The 16,274-nt window shown below is 45.0% G+C and carries 11 protein-coding genes and 1 pseudogene; 2 read left to right on the forward strand and 10 right to left on the reverse strand.

The features are described from left to right. Positions 1 to 169: 169 nt before the first annotated feature. Positions 170 to 1,045: a LysR family transcriptional regulator gene (locus OCV12_RS11510; RefSeq protein ID WP_060982248.1), complete on the forward strand. Its 876-nt coding sequence runs from the start codon at positions 170 to 172 to the stop codon at positions 1,043 to 1,045. A gap of 74 nt (positions 1,046 to 1,119) precedes the next feature. Here the strand turns inward: OCV12_RS11510 and purF are convergent, their stop codons facing one another. The 9 genes from purF to OCV12_RS11555 form a co-directional block, all read right to left on the reverse strand. Next, positions 1,120 to 2,634, reverse strand: coding sequence for an amidophosphoribosyltransferase (gene purF, locus OCV12_RS11515; RefSeq protein ID WP_017629925.1), 1,515 nt, complete (start codon positions 2,632 to 2,634; stop codon positions 1,120 to 1,122). Between the two features lie 34 nt (positions 2,635 to 2,668). Continuing rightward, a complete protein-coding gene (locus tag OCV12_RS11520; RefSeq protein WP_009848678.1) occupies positions 2,669 to 3,160 on the reverse strand; it encodes a CvpA family protein in 492 nt (163 codons plus the stop codon). Between the two features lie 61 nt (positions 3,161 to 3,221). Beyond that, on the reverse strand, positions 3,222 to 3,794 hold the full coding sequence (locus OCV12_RS11525) for an SPOR domain-containing protein (RefSeq protein WP_176680225.1): 573 nt from the start codon (positions 3,792 to 3,794) through the stop codon (positions 3,222 to 3,224). After that, complete coding sequence (folC, locus tag OCV12_RS11530) at positions 3,795 to 5,057, reverse strand: bifunctional tetrahydrofolate synthase/dihydrofolate synthase (protein WP_261884706.1); 1,263 nt, start codon at positions 5,055 to 5,057, stop codon at positions 3,795 to 3,797. It lies immediately after the preceding gene. Positions 5,058 to 5,099: 42 nt separating this feature from the next. Beyond that, positions 5,100 to 6,026, reverse strand: a complete 927-nt coding sequence (accD, locus tag OCV12_RS11535; protein ID WP_176680227.1) for an acetyl-CoA carboxylase, carboxyltransferase subunit beta — start codon at positions 6,024 to 6,026, stop codon at positions 5,100 to 5,102. A gap of 176 nt (positions 6,027 to 6,202) precedes the next feature. Continuing rightward, positions 6,203 to 6,997 carry a tRNA pseudouridine(38-40) synthase TruA gene (truA, locus tag OCV12_RS11540; protein WP_004734161.1) on the reverse strand — a complete coding sequence of 265 codons (795 nt, stop codon included), beginning with the start codon at positions 6,995 to 6,997 and terminating at the stop codon, positions 6,203 to 6,205. A gap of 192 nt (positions 6,998 to 7,189) precedes the next feature. Next, positions 7,190 to 12,199 carry a FimV/HubP family polar landmark protein gene (locus OCV12_RS11545; protein WP_261884707.1) on the reverse strand — a complete coding sequence of 1,670 codons (5,010 nt, stop codon included), beginning with the start codon at positions 12,197 to 12,199 and terminating at the stop codon, positions 7,190 to 7,192. A gap of 208 nt (positions 12,200 to 12,407) precedes the next feature. Further along, on the reverse strand, positions 12,408 to 13,421 hold the full coding sequence (locus OCV12_RS11550; RefSeq protein ID WP_010436890.1) for an aspartate-semialdehyde dehydrogenase: 1,014 nt from the start codon (positions 13,419 to 13,421) through the stop codon (positions 12,408 to 12,410). A 12-nt stretch (positions 13,422 to 13,433) separates the two neighbouring features. Beyond that, entirely contained in the window at positions 13,434 to 14,567 is a 1,134-nt protein-coding gene (locus OCV12_RS11555; protein WP_261884708.1) for a 4-phosphoerythronate dehydrogenase, read from the reverse strand. Positions 14,568 to 14,653: 86 nt separating this feature from the next. Here OCV12_RS11555 and OCV12_RS24920 point away from each other — a divergent pair. After that, positions 14,654 to 14,952 (forward strand): annotated as a pseudogene (locus OCV12_RS24920) (hypothetical protein). A 79-nt stretch (positions 14,953 to 15,031) separates the two neighbouring features. On the opposite strand, the gene fabB reads toward OCV12_RS24920, so the two are convergent. Continuing rightward, positions 15,032 to 16,243: a beta-ketoacyl-ACP synthase I gene (gene fabB, locus OCV12_RS11560; RefSeq protein WP_048660829.1), complete on the reverse strand. Its 1,212-nt coding sequence runs from the start codon at positions 16,241 to 16,243 to the stop codon at positions 15,032 to 15,034. Positions 16,244 to 16,274 lie beyond the last annotated feature (31 nt).

Genomic DNA, 16,274 nt, shown 5'->3' on the forward strand with positions numbered 1-16,274 from the left:
ATAAAACTTAGTAATAAAATGCTAAATACACAAATTTGCACTCTTTACTGGTAATTCGTGACGAGGGTTGGAATACTTGTAAATAATGCAACGAGTTGACGTAACGCAAACATTGATCTCACTGTTACGTATAAATTAGATGAGATTGTAAACAAATGTGTCTGGATTTATGAAATTAGATGATTTAAACCTCTTTCGACTCGTCGTTGAAAATGGGAGCTACACCGCAACATCGCGCAAGACTATGATTCCGGTTGCGACCATTACACGACGCATCCAAGCCTTAGAAGACTCACTGAACCTGAGGCTTCTCAATAGACACGCGCGTAAACTCTCTTTAACAGAGGCTGGCGAACGTTTTTTCAATGAATGCTCTCCGCTATTGCAACGTCTGTCTTCTACTGCAGAAGAGCTCACCGACGTGTGCAAAGGAGCTTCCGGTAAGATTCGTATTACGGCACCCTCCAACCTGACCAAGCGCATGATGATGCCAATGTTCAGCGACTTCATGACTCAATACCCTGATATTAATATTGAGTTGATGATGAACAACCAAGCCGATCAGCTTGATCCAACCGAGTGGGACGTGATTTTCCGTGTCGGACCACAACGTGACTCAAGCCTAATCGCGAGAAAGATCAGTGAAGTAAAAGACATTCTTATTGCTAGCCCTGAGTACTTAGCGAAGAACCCGGCACCAAGCCACGCTGAAGAACTGGCTAACCACTCTCTTCTAAAAGGCTACCCACTGATTAAGTGGCAGCTGAGCAATTCGAATGAAGAGACGGTGGTGAACAGCGAGAAAGGTCGTTTCAATGCGAACGCGCTAAATGTTGTGAGACAAGCGTGTTCTGAAGGTCTAGGTATCACCCTGATGCCTGACGTGATGATTCGTGAATACATTGAAGATGGCAGCTTAGTGCAAGTCCTAGAAGACTGGAGTGCTAACCCTCGTGATATTTACATGCTTTATAACCACAAAGACCACCTACCAGAGAAAGTTAGATTGTTTATTGATTTTGTGATCGCGTACCACATTCATTAGATTAACCCCCTATCTCAAAAACAAAAAACCAGAGCCGATGCTCTGGTTTTTTATACTTTCAATACTAACGAAAACTAAGCGCCTTCGTTGTGTAGCTCTAGGTTCGCTAGATCCTGTTGAATCTCACGTTGAACCTTTGAATCGTCGTTACGCAAAGAGTCTAGGAAATCTAGGTACGCTTGGTCGATATCGCCCGTTACATACTCACCGTTAAATACCGAAGTATCAAAACGAGAGATGTCTTGGTTGCCCATACCTACTGCAGAGATTAAGTCTGGTAGCGTTTGGAAGATCAAAGCGTCTGCGCCAATCTGCTTACAAATCGTTTCGTTGTCACGACCATGAGCAATCAGCTCTGTCGCGCTCGGCATATCAATACCGTAAACGTTAGGGAAGCGAACCTCTGGAGCAGCTGAAACCATGAAGACTTTGTTAGCGCCCGAATCACGAGCCATCTCAATGATTTGCTCTGATGTTGTACCGCGAACAATAGAGTCATCAACCAATAGAACGTTCTTATCTTTAAACTCAGAACGGATTGCATTCAGCTTACGACGAACCGACTTCTTACGCTGTTGTTGACCAGGCATGATGAACGTACGGCCAACATAACGGTTTTTTACGAAACCTTGACGGTATGGCTTATTGATCGCTTGAGCGATACGTAGCGCAATATCGTTCGATGTTTCAGGAATTGGGATAACCACATCAATGTCTAAGTCTGCATACTCTTCTTTAATACGCTTACCTAGCATCTCACCCATCTCAACGCGTGCGCTGTAAACCGAGATTTTGTCGATGAATGAATCTGGGCGTGCAAAGTATACAAACTCAAAGATACATGGGTTTAGTTGTGGATTGTCTGCACATTGCTTAGTGAAAAGTTCACCGTCGAACGTTGCGTAGATAGCTTCACCAGGTGCTACGTCGCGCATGAAATCAAAACCAACAGCATCAAGTGCTACCGATTCAGATGCAACCATGTACTCTGTTTTACCATTAACTTCACGCTTACCAAGACACAGTGGACGAATGCCATGTGGGTCACGGAATGCAATCATACCGTGGCCGATGATCATTGCCGTTACTGCGTAAGCACCACGAATCGTGCGGTGTACATTAGATACAGCACGGAAAACGTCGTCAGAAGTCACGTTACCTTTAACGGTATCGATCTCATGAGCTAATACGTTCAGTAGAACTTCAGAGTCAGACGTTGTGTTTACATGACGACGGTCTTTCTCGAACAACTTCTCACGAACTTCATTTGCGTTCGTTAGGTTGCCGTTGTGAGCCAATGTGATGCCAAAAGGCGAGTTTACGTAGAAAGGCTGAGCTTCCGACGCGCTTGAGCTACCTGCTGTCGGGTAACGAACATGGCCAATACCAACGTTACCTTGGAGGCGTTGCATGTGTTTTGCTTCAAAAACATCTTTTACTAAACCGTTCGCCTTACGCAGACGGAAACGATTGCTTTCTATGGTACAAATACCAGCGGCATCTTGGCCACGATGCTGCAATACCGTTAAAGCGTCATAAATAGACTGGTTTACAGGTGTTGAACCCACGATTCCAACAATACCACACATGTCCTAATCCTCGATTTTTCGACATTAACTGGCGCTAGAGCGCGCCAGATAAGAAACTAGATGTTGCTTGTAAATGCTCGAAGAACGGCGCAATGATTCGACTAAACTCCGGAACCAACTGCGAATTCTTCCACCACTCAGAACTTGGGAATGCAGTAAACGCATCCATGAAAAACAACACTGCAGAAACAATCAAAACACCACGTAAGCCACCAAAGACGACACCGAGGATTCTGTCTGTACCTGACAGGCCTGTTTTCTGAACTAGCTGACCGATGACATAGTTAACTAAGGCACCAACAACTAACGTTGCAACAAACAATGCTGCTATCGCAGTTCCGTTTCGAAACATCTCATCTTCGATATTGGTGAAGTACATCGCTAATTTAGCGTAGTACTGGCTAGCAATGAAAAATGCTCCAAACCAAATTACGAGTGACAAGGCTTCTTTAGCGAAACCACGAACTAAACTGATCACGGCAGAGAAGCCGATCACGCCTAAAATGACAAAATCTAACCAATTCATGAATTCTTCATCTTAAGTTGGCGCGCATTTTAACAGAAAAAATGCTGACGCAAACGTTTTCTTATGGATTTAACGGTTTAAATTTGAGCAATTGGCCTTTTGAACCCGTAATTTTTTCTAATTCCTTAATTTGTCGCTCAAGTTTGGATTTAGACACATCCGGGCCAATAATTACTCGCGTAAAAGTTTTTTCTTGCTTGGTGTGAGCTTGGTAACCACGCTTCTGTAAATCCTTAACAACGTTTTTTGCGTTGTCAGCATTCTTTAAAGCCATCAATTGAATGATCCAAGCGCTGTCTTGGTATTCATTTTTTTCTGGTACCGGCTTAACCACCACTGCCACTTTGTCTGCTTCTTTTTCAGAAGCCGACGCCGTTTGCGTATCTGAATGATCATCAACACCGCTTTCGACCACTCGCTCGACCGGAGAGTCCGGTAACGCTATCTGATCTTCAACAGGATCGAGTACTTCAAACACTTCAACATTACTATCAAGCTCTGGCTTAATCGGAATGCTTGCAAACTCTTCTTTATAGTGGAGCTTCTTACCATCGAGCACATCTGGCAATACAATCACGCCAATGGCCACTAAAATGATGGTGCCGACTAATCGGCTTTGGAATTTACTTGCCATTTAGTTTCCTTTTTTCTGCCAATGCTCCAAGACTTCACCTACGGTATGGAAAGAACCGACCACCAACACAACATCGTCGCCTTGAACAGCAGCTAAAGCCGCTTCAAACGCTGAGACAGGGTTTGAATACTGCTCTACGCCTTGAGGTAGACTTTTACACAGTTCAGCCGCTGTTGCTGCGCGTGGGCCTTGCAACGAAGCTGGATACCAATGTGTTGTGATAGGAGCTAATACTTCCAATGTCGCTGGAATATCTTTGTCATGAAGCATAGCGACTACAACGTGTAAATTTTTGTCTGCGTATTGCTTCGTTACTTGCTGCGCAAAGTACTCGGCTGAATGTGGGTTATGCGCCACATCAAGAACAATCACAGGTTGATCGCTAATTTGCTGCATACGCCCTGGAAGCTGTGCGTTCTTCATGCCATTAACGACATTCACATCACTGATGCTAAGTTCTGAAGTGCCCAATGCCATCAACGCGGTTGCTGCGTTTGGTAGCGGTAGGCTTGGAATAGGTAGAGATTCTAATTGGAATGCACCGCTGCGCCAGTTCCAAGTATCGCCATCCACATCGTAGGTGTATTGAATACCGACTTGATACAACTCAGCCTTAATATCGTCAGCGTGCGCTGCAACTGTAGCTGGTGGCTTAGGTTGACCACAGATAGCAGGCTTACCACTACGATAAATACCCGCTTTCTCAAAGCCAATCACATTAATATCATCACCGAGCCAATCAACGTGGTCGACAGCCAAGCTCGTAATCACAGACACGTCATGATCAACGATATTCGTTGCATCTAAACGACCGCCTAGCCCTACTTCCAATAGCACGACATCGACCGCTTCCGTTTGAAATGCACGTAGCGCGGCTAAAGTGCCGTATTCGAAAAAGCTAAGACTGATTTCGCCACGTTCTTTCTCAATAAAATCGAAAGACTGAACCATCTTCTCATCAGAGAGATCTTGGCCGTTGATACGAACACGTTCGTTATAGCGAATTAAGTGAGGAGAGCTGTAGACACCAACAGAATAACCAGCGTCCAATAGAATCGCTTCCATTAGGGCACACGTTGAGCCTTTGCCATTGGTTCCGGCAACAGTAATAACATGTTGAGCAGGTTTGGTGAGGTTTGCCTTAGAGGCGACGGCCTGAACTCGGTCTAACCCAAGATCAATAGCACTGGTGTGGATGTTTGATAAATAATCAAGCCACATCTCCAAAGAGGATGTGGCTTGAGGAATAGGTTGTTGACTCATCTAACTCATAACCATAATAAAGTTGGTTTGTTAGAAGGTACTTTACCCTTTTTCTGGCGCTTCTGGTACTTCATAAGTAGCTTCATTCGGTGAATCGTTCACAGAAACTACTAATGGTGAAGGCTGGTTGGTCATTTTAGCAACAAGGCTTGCAACACGCTGACGCATCTCACGACGGTCAACGATCATGTCGATAGCACCGTGCTCTAGTAGGAACTCACTGCGTTGGAAACCTTCAGGAAGGTCTTCACGTACAGTTTGCTCGATTACACGACGTCCAGCGAAACCGATCAGTGCTTTTGGCTCACCAATGTTGATATCGCCAAGCATTGCCAAACTTGCAGAAACACCACCCATTGTTGGATCAGTCATTACTGATACAAACGGTAGGCCTTTCGCTGATAAACGCTCTAGAGCAGCACTGGTTTTCGCCATTTGCATTAGAGACATCAATGCCTCTTGCATACGCGCACCACCACTTGCAGAGAAACAAACTAAACCACAGTTGTTTTCAATTGCAGCATCAACCGCTTTCACAAAACGAGCACCTACAACAGAACCCATTGAGCCGCCCATGAATGAGAATTCAAAAGCACAAGCTACAATAGGTAAACCAAGCAGTTCGCCTTTCATTGCAACTAGTGCGTCTGTCTCACCACTGTTTTTCTGTGCAGCAGAGATACGTTCTTTGTAACGCTTAGAATCTTTAAATTTAAGCTTATCTTGTGGCTCAAGATCAGTACCTAGTTCAACACGTTCACCTTTGTCTAGGAATGTATCCAGACGACGACGTGCTTTCATGCGCATGTGATGATCACATTTTGGACATACTTCTAGGTTACGCTCTAGCTCAGCATGGTAAAGAACCTGCTCACAAGAAGTACATTTAGTCCAAACACCCTCAGGGATAGACGCTTTACGAGATGTTACGATGTTGCTTTTTTCTAGAATCTTTTCAAGCCAACTCATGGAAGACCTTTTTGTTTCGATTCTTCCGCTTGATTGCGAAAGAAATAAATTTGGGAATTATGCGTGGGAATTAAAGCACATAAAACAGCGACTGTAGATAAAAAACTGGTTGTACCTATTTTCTGGGACTATCTTACGCACTAAACCGTAATAATTTTTGAACCTAAGTCTCACATTTAGTTCAAATTATCCGGTAAAAATAGAGGGCCAATTGGCTCTCTTGGTAGTTCAAAATGTTCAGGATAATCAACGTCCACCAGATACAAGCCTTCCGCTTTTGCAGTCGCACCTGCAACTTTTCGATCTTTGGCCTCTAAAAGCCACTGGATCCACTCTGGTTTCTGCTCACCTTTACCTACCGCAATAAGGCTACCAGTAATATTCCTCACCATATGGTGAACAAACGCATTCGCTTTAATGTCGATCACAATGTAGTGTCCATGACGAGTCACATTCAAGTGAATCATGTTTCTCCATGGACTACGAGATTGACAGTGTGTCGCTCTGAATGAAGTGAAGTCGTTCTCGCCTAACAAGTACTGACCCGCTTCATGCATTTTTTTCTCATCAAGATGACCATGGTAATGGCTCACACCTGAATTCAGAATGCCTGGGCGCAGTGCATGGTTAAAGATAATGTAGCGGTAACGGCGTGCAGTAGCTGAAAAACGAGCATGGAAATCCTCATTCACTTCAGTCGCCCAACGAACCGCAATATCTTTTGGCATGTTGGCATTCGCGCCCATTGTCCATGCCACCATTTTGCGATCGACATTAGTTTCAAAGTGAACGACTTGTCCCGTACCGTGAACACCGGCATCTGTACGACCTGCGCACATAACTTCTACTGGGTGATTCGCGACAACTGAAAGAGCCTTTTCCAATTCTTCTTGGACACTTTTCACGTCTCGTTGGCGCTGCCAACCAAAGTAGTGGGTACCGTTATATTCAATACCTAAAGCAATTTTCATGTTCTTGTTCTCTTTGAAAATGGGCGAGAAGTATATACGGAAATGAGTGCTAGCCCAAATAGGATGGGGCTAAAACTTCAATAAACACTCACCATCGCCCTAGGCTAGCTTTGAGAAGCCAAATAAAACGACGACTCTTAACCTCGCCTAAAACAAAGGGTAGCCAATGCTACCCTTTTCGTTTCGCTGAGCTTATCGACCGTTTAACGTGTCGATGAGATTCTTGGCCTCGCGGCGAATGTCATCGCTTCCGTCAACAATCGCCTCTTCTAGCAGCTTAATCGCTCCTTGAGGATCACTCATCTCGATGTAGATTTTAGCCAAATCAAGCTTACCTGCAGCCTCTGCATTGCTATCGACATCATAGTTGCCAATATCGCCGATCACATCTGGGAATTCATTTAGGCCAACATCCAGCTTCAATTCTTCATCATCTGGATTAATGACCTCTTCGCCTTCTTGCTCGACTTGCGCCATCAGTTCATCAATCGTCATGTATTGTTTATCACGACCATTGCCTGATTCGGTTAAGTTATCTTGCTGCCCCCAATTCTCTTCTTTGATTTTTGGTTCGGCTTGTTGCTCTGACGATGCCCAAATTTCTTGTTGATCATCAGGTACGTCATTGTGCATGCTCGATTGCTGTTCTGGCGCTAAATTAAAGCCTTTCCAGTCTTCGCCGCCCACTTCAAGCATTGCATCAATGTCTAGCCCTGCGCTATCAATCGATGTTGCATCAAGAGGTTTGTCGAACATGTTATCGACAGAGTCTTGAACGTCTTCCGAAAGCAACTCAGCCAGTGCTGTCTCATCAAAATCATCAAAGCCTTCTAGTGGTTCGTCTTGAACCGCCGTTGGCGCTGAGTTTGACTCTGATGGCGCTAGGTTTGATTCTGAAAGAGTATTCGATGATAGCTCTGGCTCTGTAAACCCAGCCAATTCAGACTCTTCCATATCCGATAAGTCATCAGCATGACTGAAGCTTTGCGGATTCGAGAACAAATCGTGCAACGCATCTTGCTCTTCGCCTTGTGGGCTGAAAGAGGTTAGCGGTGTTGCCTTCTCAGCAAACGCATCAGAGATGGCTTCATCTTCACCGTACTCTGGTAAATCAAGCTCGTCGAACTGTACGCCTTCATCTTCTGCTACTGGCTCAGCACTGCTTTGCTCAATATCATCCAAGACAGAATCGGCTTTCGCACTCTCTTCATCGTACTCAGGCAGGTCAAGGTCATCGAATTCGAACTTCTCTGTGCCATCAGACAAGTCTTGCTCTAGCTGTGCTTCATCCGGCTCACTCACCACTTCAGCTAATGCATCTTCTTCACCGAATTCTGGTAGCTCAAAATCATCAAACGAGAACTCTTCTTCGCTTTCTGGTTTCGCAGTTTCAGCCTGTGGTGCAACATCTAGCAGAGGCTCAGCGGTTGGCTGCGATTCAACACTTGGCTGAGCATCAACAGCTGGCGTTACTGGTTCTGGTGTTGATTCAGCATCAGCTTCCGCTAGTGCGTCTTCTTCACTAAACTCTGGCAACTCAAAGTCATCAAACGAAAACTCTTCGTCGTCTTTACCCTTAGCTTCAGCTTGAGGTTCAACATCTAATTGAGGCTCAACAGCAGGTATTACTGGTTCTGGTGTTACTTCAGTATCAGCTTCTGCCAGTGCGTCTTCTTCACCGAATTCTGGCAGTTCAAAGTCATCAAACGAGAACTCTTCGTCGCTTTCTTGCTCCGCTATTTCTGCTTGTGGTGCAGCATCAGCTTCTGCCAATGCATCTTCTTCACCAAACTCTGGCAACTCAAAGTCATCAAACGAGAACTCTTCGTCACTTTCTTGTTCTGCTACTTCCGCTTGCGGTGTCGCTTTAACTTGCGGTTCAGCATCTAACTGGGGTTCAACAACAGGTGCTACAGACTCTGATGCTACGTCAGTTTCTTCTAATGCTTCTGGCTCAGACGTTTCATCTTCAATCAGCCAATCGTCATCTTCAGGTACGCCGAATTCATTTGGAATGATTTCCGGCATATTTGCAGCTCGAACTGGCTCTGGCTCTGGCTCTGGCTCTGGCTCTGGCAAGGATTCAACGACATCTTCAAATTCATCGCTACCTTGAATTTTCGGCTCAAAGTCAAAATCAGAGGCGATGTTCGCAGGAGATTCTACATCGTCGATCGCTTCTGCTAACCAATCTTCAACCGTCTCTTCTTCGTCTTCCGAGAGATCACTCAATGACGTAGTTGAAGTTTGGTTTTCATAGCTAGGCGCGATTTCTTCGTGACTGTCTGGTGTATCTGTTGCTTTCGGCTCAAGCGCTTCTTGTTCTAACTCAGCGAAAGCGGGTTCTTCGACATCAAAATGTTCAGATAACAGCGAATCAATATCCAGTTCGTTATCTTCAACAGACGGTTCTGCTTGTTCCGGTAATGAATCTAAAACATCCGAACTTGATGTTTGTTCTGGTTCAGAAGACTTTTCGCTTGGCTCTTGAACTAGGCCTTCAACTGGCTCTACGGTTGCTTCCAATACATCACTGTCATCAGACGTCATTAATTCATCAATCAACGCTTCGTCTGTGGTTTCTAATGAATCATCAAGCAGAGCATCTGTTGCTGGTGCTACACCAAATAGGTCATCGATAAAGTCATCACGATTAAAGGCTTCATTGCTTTGTGGCTTAACTTCATCGCTTTCTAGCTCAGAGCTGTCTTGCGTCTGTTCTGAATCTAATGACTCGTCGTTAATTTGCTCAGGTTGTGATGTTTCACTAACGTCCTCAGCTTGCTCTAGTTCGGCTTCAGAAGGCTCTAACGGTAATGGAGTAGTCTCAACGTCTGAGTTTTTAATAGGCTCATCGCTGACTTTGTCAAAATCAAAGGCCGCGTCTAACTCTTTATCAAACGTCTGCTCTTCTGATTCAAGCTCGTCTTCAATGCCGCTTGTTAATAGCTCATCAAACGGGTCTAAAGATTCAGTGCCCTTCTCGCTCGCTTCATCGCTTGATGCATCATCAGCTAACAATTCGCTATCAAGGAAATCATCAAGCAGATCGGTGCTATCTGCATCGAGTTCAAAGTCATCATCGTCAGAATCACCTATCAGCTCATCTAAGGTTTCCGTGCTATCTTCCGCAATGTTTAGCTCATCGTCCGTCGATAGGCCAGAAAGCTCTTCCAGTTCAGACAGAGAATCAAAGCCAAGCGGTTCGCTTTCAGACTCATCATCCGAATCGTCCCCTAGCATCTCATCAAGAAGGTCTGTCGAGTTACTTAGGTCTACGTCATCGCCTGCCAGCTGCTCATCAAGCAGATCAACGCTGTCTTGAGTTTCTTCGTCTACGATTGGTTTATCAAACTGAGACAGGATGTTTTCGATATCATCATCCGATGCCAAACCGCTGTTCAAGTCTTTGGTAACTTCATCATCGTTATCAAGATTGAAAGGGTCGTTTTGATCATTTTGAGCGGCAACCTGAGCAAAGATGTCATCAATATCGTCTTCTACACTTGGCGCTGCGGGTTGTGCTCCTGGCTGTGGAGTCTGCTGTTCAGAGATCAGAGCATCGATATCGAATTCGTCATTGCTCAAATCCGCTGGCTTAGCATCATTCTGTTGCTGTGAGATAAGCGCATCAATGTCGAAATCATCGGTAGCTGGGGTGGTACTCGTCGAAGGCGAGTCATTTTGCTCTTCCGAAATCAAAGCATCGATATCGAAGCTATCATCATCTTCGTCATCAAGGGCGAACAGATCGTCTAACAGGGATTGGTCTAGTTCATTTGAACCTAAATCTTCCGTTTCAGCTTCTTGAGATAATAGAGCTTCAATGTCGTCAGCAGACATTGAGTTATCATCAGAAAGGTCAAAATCAACATCATCAGAATCTAGAGCGCTTTCTGCCGTTTTATCGAGTGCGCGCTCCATCTCTTCAAGACCAAGCGCTTTCTCTTCGCCATTAACACTGATACCGTTGCTGCTGTCTAAGTCCAGATCATCGAAGTTAGTGTCTAATTCACCGTTTTCGCCAATGCTAGCAAATGGGTCATCATCTTCACCGTCGAGGTTAAAATCGAGATCCGATTCGTCTAAGCCTGCAAATACATCGTCTTCTTCAGCCAGAGCTTGATCATCAAACAGCTTATTGGCGTCATCTTCCGTACCGAACAATTCATCATCGAGAGACAGCTCGTTATCAAGGTCGTCAATCTCGTCGCCTAGAGTGATAGGCGCAACGCTGCTTGCTTCTGGTTGAATCGGTTGATCTTGTGTTGTTTGTTGTTGGTCATCGTTTTTTGAGCGGCGACCCAATAGCACAACAATGATTAAACCAAGCAGAAGGCCGGGAATAATCGCCAGTGCAGCCACTAACCAACCGTTAGATAACAGTTGATCCATCGCGCTTGGTGCCATTTTTTCAATTTCAGCGTTCTTTCTGCGCTCTTCCGCCAGTAACTTTTCAACTTCACTGCGGATACGGTCTTCATCGCTGAGTTCTGTTTTCAGCACATCTACTTCTGACTGTACATTCGACAGCATTAAGCGGAGTTGATGGTTCTTCTCTTCAAGTGAAAGGAGCTCTGTTTCGGAAAGCTCTAACTGTTTCTCAAGTTTATTCATCTCTTTCGCTGGAGATGATGGAACAAGAGAAGCCTGCTTCTTAGCGGTTTCAGTTGAGTTGGCTTGTTTTGCAGGCGTGGTATTTTTAGAGCCAGTATCCGATTGATTCGAGGCTTGCACTGCTTTTGGCTTTGAAGCTGCCGGTTTCGTCGCCGGATCATCAAGCTTCGCTAAGTGCGAGTTCATGATATTGATGGCTTGCTGCGTCGAACTTGCTCGCGCTTGCTCTAAAGAAGGCACGCGTAGATTGCTAGCAGGCAACAGGCTATGGATATTCTGATTTTCAAACGCCTGAGGATTTAAGCGATAAATCGCCAACAAGGTTTGTTGGACTGAAACGGAGTTATCCGGACGTAATCTTGAGGCGATAGACCACAGCGTCTCTGAACCACGAGTTGGACCATAGAAACGAGAAGGCTCAGCGCTATTTGACTGCGCTCTTGAGAGAGGTTCTGAAAACGTAGGCGCTGATTGTATTTGGCCATCAGGCCCAACAACTCGAATGGAATCTGCACGAACAACGGAAATCTGAGTCGCAATGATAACGGCAAAAGGCATTAACCACTGCTTGAAAATTTGAAACATAAAAGGCTCAGCTAGGTGCTTAAATTCGGATAAAGTGATGATCTATTAAATATATCGGATAAATGACGTAAAACTATAGAGATGAAAACAAAAAATGTGTTGCAGCGACAATATTCGCAGCAATTTCACACAATTTGACTAACAATATTTTCAATCGATTAAAAAAGCCCCACTAAAGAGTGAGGCTTGTTTATCAAAGCAGTAAAACTTAGAAGTAATCGCGAATCAGAACTTCAGCGATTTGTACTGCGTTTGTAGCTGCGCCTTTACGAACGTTATCAGCAACCACCCACATGTTCACGCCGCTATGATGGCTGATGTCGTTACGAATACGACCAACCATTACGTGGTCTTTACCACCAGCATCACGAACCTGAGTTGGGAAGTCTAGAGCTTGGAAAACTTCAACGCCTTCTGTGTTCTCAAGAAGCTGAACCACTTGCTCTGCACCGATTGGTGCGCGAGTTTCAATGTGTAGAGATTCAGCGTGACCGTAGAATACAGGTACGCGAACACACGTCGGGTTCACTGTGATTGAAGAGTCAGCAAAGATTTTTTGAGTTTCCCAAACCATCTTCATCTCTTCACGCGTGTAGCCGTTCTCAGTAAACTCATCGATTTGAGGAATACAGTTGAACGCGATCTGCTGTGAGAACGCTGAATTTTCAGCTGGCATGCCGTTAAGAAGCTTAGCAGTTTGACCTGCGAGCTCATCGATACCCGGCTTACCTGCACCAGACACAGATTGGTAAGTTGAAACGTTAATACGCTCAAGACCTACTTCATCGTGAATTGGTTTTAGTGCTACAACCATTTGGATAGTAGAACAGTTAGGGTTCGCAATGATGTTGCGGTTACGGAACTCAGCAATCGCTTCAGGGTTCACTTCTGGCACAACCAGAGGAACATCGTATTCGTAGCGGAAGCGTGATGTGTTATCGATAACAACCACACCTTCATCCGCAGCGATTGGAGCCCAACGCTCTGAAAGTTCGCTACCTGCAGAGAAAAACGCAATATGTACTTGAGACCAATCGAAGTCTTCTACGTTTTGTACTTGTATTGTTTTGCCGTTAAAACGGGAAGTTTTGCCTTCACTACGTTCACTTGCTAGTAAGTGCAGTTCACCGACAGGGAATTTACGCTCTTTAAGTACTTCAAGAATGGTTTCACCAACCGCACCAGTCGCACCTAAAATAGCAATATTAAATTCTTGGCTCATTGTTTCTCTCTTTTATAAAGTTGGCTTTACCATAAAACCGAGTTTAGATAACGGCGTCAAATTACAAGATTCGTCGCCCGTTAACTCGACAGCACTGTACTCTCTGCGGTCCCAATATTCTTTACGCATCTTGTCAAAAGAACCCGGCGTAGAGATATTGCGACGGAATAAGGCGTCGTCTTTGCGCACATCATAGATCAACTGAGTCAAATTGTGCAGTGTTGCTTCGTCCCAAGCTCTATCTAATTTCATTTGAGGCACAGGTGCCGTCGGCAGAAGATCGCTTGCATAAGCACGTTGTTCAGTACCCAAGAACTCACAGTAGCTGTTGAAGATCATCGTCGTACCGCGCGCTTTGCCCTCTAAACCGTAGCCCGCTACGTGAGGTGTTGCGAAAGCAAGCAGTGGAAGTAATTCCATGTCGACTTCAGGTTCAAACTCAAACACATCCAGAACCGCAGTAAAACCATCCGCTTTTTGCAAACGAGCTTTTAGCGCTTGGTTATCCACCACAGGACCACGAGCCGCATTAATCAGGATTTGGTCAGAGCGGAAGTTGTTGAGCACTTGTTCATTGATCAAGTGATGCGTTGGGAACTCACCGGTTTTAGTAATTGGCGTATGCAGCGTGATAACGTCTGATTGCTCAAGCAATGTCTCTAGTTTAGTAAACTCACGAGTGTCACCCTCTTGTTGCTTGAGAGGATCGTTAAGCAGAACTTTAATACCAATACCTTCTAGGCATTTCGCTAAGTAGCTGCCCACTTGACCACAACCGATAATGCCGACCGTTTTGTCAAACACTGAGAAGCCTTGTTGCTGCGCAAGTACCATCATTGAACTGAACGCATACTCAGCCACACCCACCTTGTTACAGCCTGGTGCCGCGGTAAAGAAAATGCCACGCTCTTTCATCAACTCTTGGTCGACGTGATCCATACCAGCCGTTGCAGTACCAACAAACTTTAGTTTATTGGCTTTGCTGATCAACGACTCGTTCACCTTGGTGACTGAGCGAATCATTAATGCGTCTACGTCAACTAGGTCGTCAGCTGTGAGTGTGCGACCAGACTTCATTGTCACTTCCCCTAGCTGGCTAAAAAGCGCTTCAGCATAAGGCATATTTTCGTCGATTAAGATTTTCATTTGGCGAGTACTTTTGTTGGGGTCTATCGACCTAAATGTGAATTGAAATGATTGTGCAAAATTCCACACACGGTGTCGAGTAGCAAATGGAATACATTATGAATAAAGGACTGAATCGCTGAGTCTGCACAAACAGCAGAGATAAGCGTCTTTACCCAGAAATCAAAAGCCAAAAGCTTAAAACGAAAAATGCCCGATTGAATAAACAATCGGGCAAACATCCAGAACAAAAGGATCCTATCTCGCTCTCCAGGAGACAGAGTCTTGCGTCTGTTCAACCAGTATTAACTAAGTCACTACTGATCAAGCTCTGGAAACCTTTCAACTTTTAAACCTAGATTTAAAATCCATGTTTAAAAAGCTTTGTTCTGTGGTTCATAGTTAACGAGTTACCTGTGCGTGTTGAATCGACACTCGCGTAACCCGTTAACGATTAACCTTTGTATATCTGACTCAAGCCTAAATTAAGCTTGGTACTTTTTGATTACTAGCGTTGCGTTTGTACCGCCGAAACCAAAGCTGTTAGACATAACCGTAGTTAGCTCTTGCTCGCGAGCTTCAGTTACGATGTCTAGGCCAGCAGCTGCTTCGTCTAGGTTAGAAACGTTAATGCTTGGAGCGATAAAGCCGTTGTCTAGCATTAGCGTTGAGTAAATCGCTTCATGTACACCAGCAGCACCTAGAGCATGACCAGTCATCGCTTTCGTTGCAGAAATTGCAGGGCTGTTGCCACCAAATACTTCTTGGATAGCACCTAGCTCTTTAACGTCACCAACTGGAGTTGAAGTACCGTGAGTGTTCACGTAGTCAACGCCATCAACGTTTTGCATAGCCATCTTCATACAACGAACCGCGCCTTCACCAGAAGGAGCAACCATGTCGTAGCCATCTGAAGTTGCGCCGTAACCTACGATCTCACCGTAGATTTTCGCGCCACGAGCAACTGCGTGCTCAAGCTCTTCGATTACTAGCATGCCGCCGCCACCAGAGATAACGAAACCGTCACGGTCTGCATCGTAAGTACGAGAAGCCAGCTCAGGAGTGTCGTTGTACTTAGTAGAAAGTGCGCCCATTGCGTCGAACATCATAGTCAGAGACCAATCTAGTTCTTCACCGCCACCAGCGAATACTACGTCTTGCTTACCAAGTTGGATAAGCTCCATTGCGTGACCAATACAGTGTGCAGATGTTGCACATGCAGAACTCATAGAGTAGTTCACACCACGGATTTTGAAAGGAGTTGCTAGACAAGCAGAAACCGTTGAAGCCATTGTACGTGGAACCATGTATGGACCAACACGCTTAACGCCTTTCTCACGGATGATGTCTACTGCGTTTACTTGGTTAAGTGAAGAAGCACCACCTGAACCCGCAACGATACCCGTGCGGTCATTAGATACTTGATCTTCTGTTAAACCAGAGTCAGCAATTGCTTGCTCCATTGAAAGATATGCGAATGCCGCCGCATCACCCATAAAGCGCATTTTTTTGCGATCGATATGGTCAGCTGGGTTCATTTTTAGGTTACCCCAAACTTGAGAGCGCAAGCCATTTTCCTTGAACTGCTCTGAAGCGGTAATACCAGATTTACCCTCTTTCAGTGATGCTAAAACTTCTTCGACGTTGTTACCGATACTTGAAACAATACCCATACCGGTGATTACGACTCGTTTCATGTGACATTCCTATAATTCTAAATTCAGCTAG

It is taken from the genome of Vibrio pomeroyi, from assembly GCF_024347595.1.
GTDB classification, from domain to species: domain Bacteria; phylum Pseudomonadota; class Gammaproteobacteria; order Enterobacterales; family Vibrionaceae; genus Vibrio; species Vibrio pomeroyi.

Excerpts from the sequence above, each read along its gene's own strand:
- OCV12_RS11545 (WP_261884707.1), bottom strand. The coding sequence starts at position 12,199 with ATGTTTCAAATTTTCAAGCAGTGGTTAATGCCTTTTGCCGTTATCATT.
- truA (WP_004734161.1), bottom strand. The coding sequence starts at position 6,997 with ATGAAAATTGCTTTAGGTATTGAATATAACGGTACCCACTACTTTGGT.
- folC (WP_261884706.1), bottom strand. The coding sequence starts at position 5,057 with ATGAGTCAACAACCTATTCCTCAAGCCACATCCTCTTTGGAGATGTGG.
- OCV12_RS11525 (WP_176680225.1), bottom strand. The coding sequence starts at position 3,794 with ATGGCAAGTAAATTCCAAAGCCGATTAGTCGGCACCATCATTTTAGTG.
- OCV12_RS11520 (WP_009848678.1), bottom strand. The coding sequence starts at position 3,160 with ATGAATTGGTTAGATTTTGTCATTTTAGGCGTGATCGGCTTCTCTGCC.
- purF (WP_017629925.1), bottom strand. The coding sequence starts at position 2,634 with ATGTGTGGTATTGTTGGAATCGTGGGTTCAACACCTGTAAACCAGTCT.
- fabB (WP_048660829.1), bottom strand. The coding sequence starts at position 16,243 with ATGAAACGAGTCGTAATCACCGGTATGGGTATTGTTTCAAGTATCGGT.
- OCV12_RS11510 (WP_060982248.1), top strand. The coding sequence starts at position 170 with ATGAAATTAGATGATTTAAACCTCTTTCGACTCGTCGTTGAAAATGGG.
- OCV12_RS11555 (WP_261884708.1), bottom strand. The coding sequence starts at position 14,567 with ATGAAAATCTTAATCGACGAAAATATGCCTTATGCTGAAGCGCTTTTT.
- OCV12_RS11550 (WP_010436890.1), bottom strand. The coding sequence starts at position 13,421 with ATGAGCCAAGAATTTAATATTGCTATTTTAGGTGCGACTGGTGCGGTT.
- accD (WP_176680227.1), bottom strand. The coding sequence starts at position 6,026 with ATGAGTTGGCTTGAAAAGATTCTAGAAAAAAGCAACATCGTAACATCT.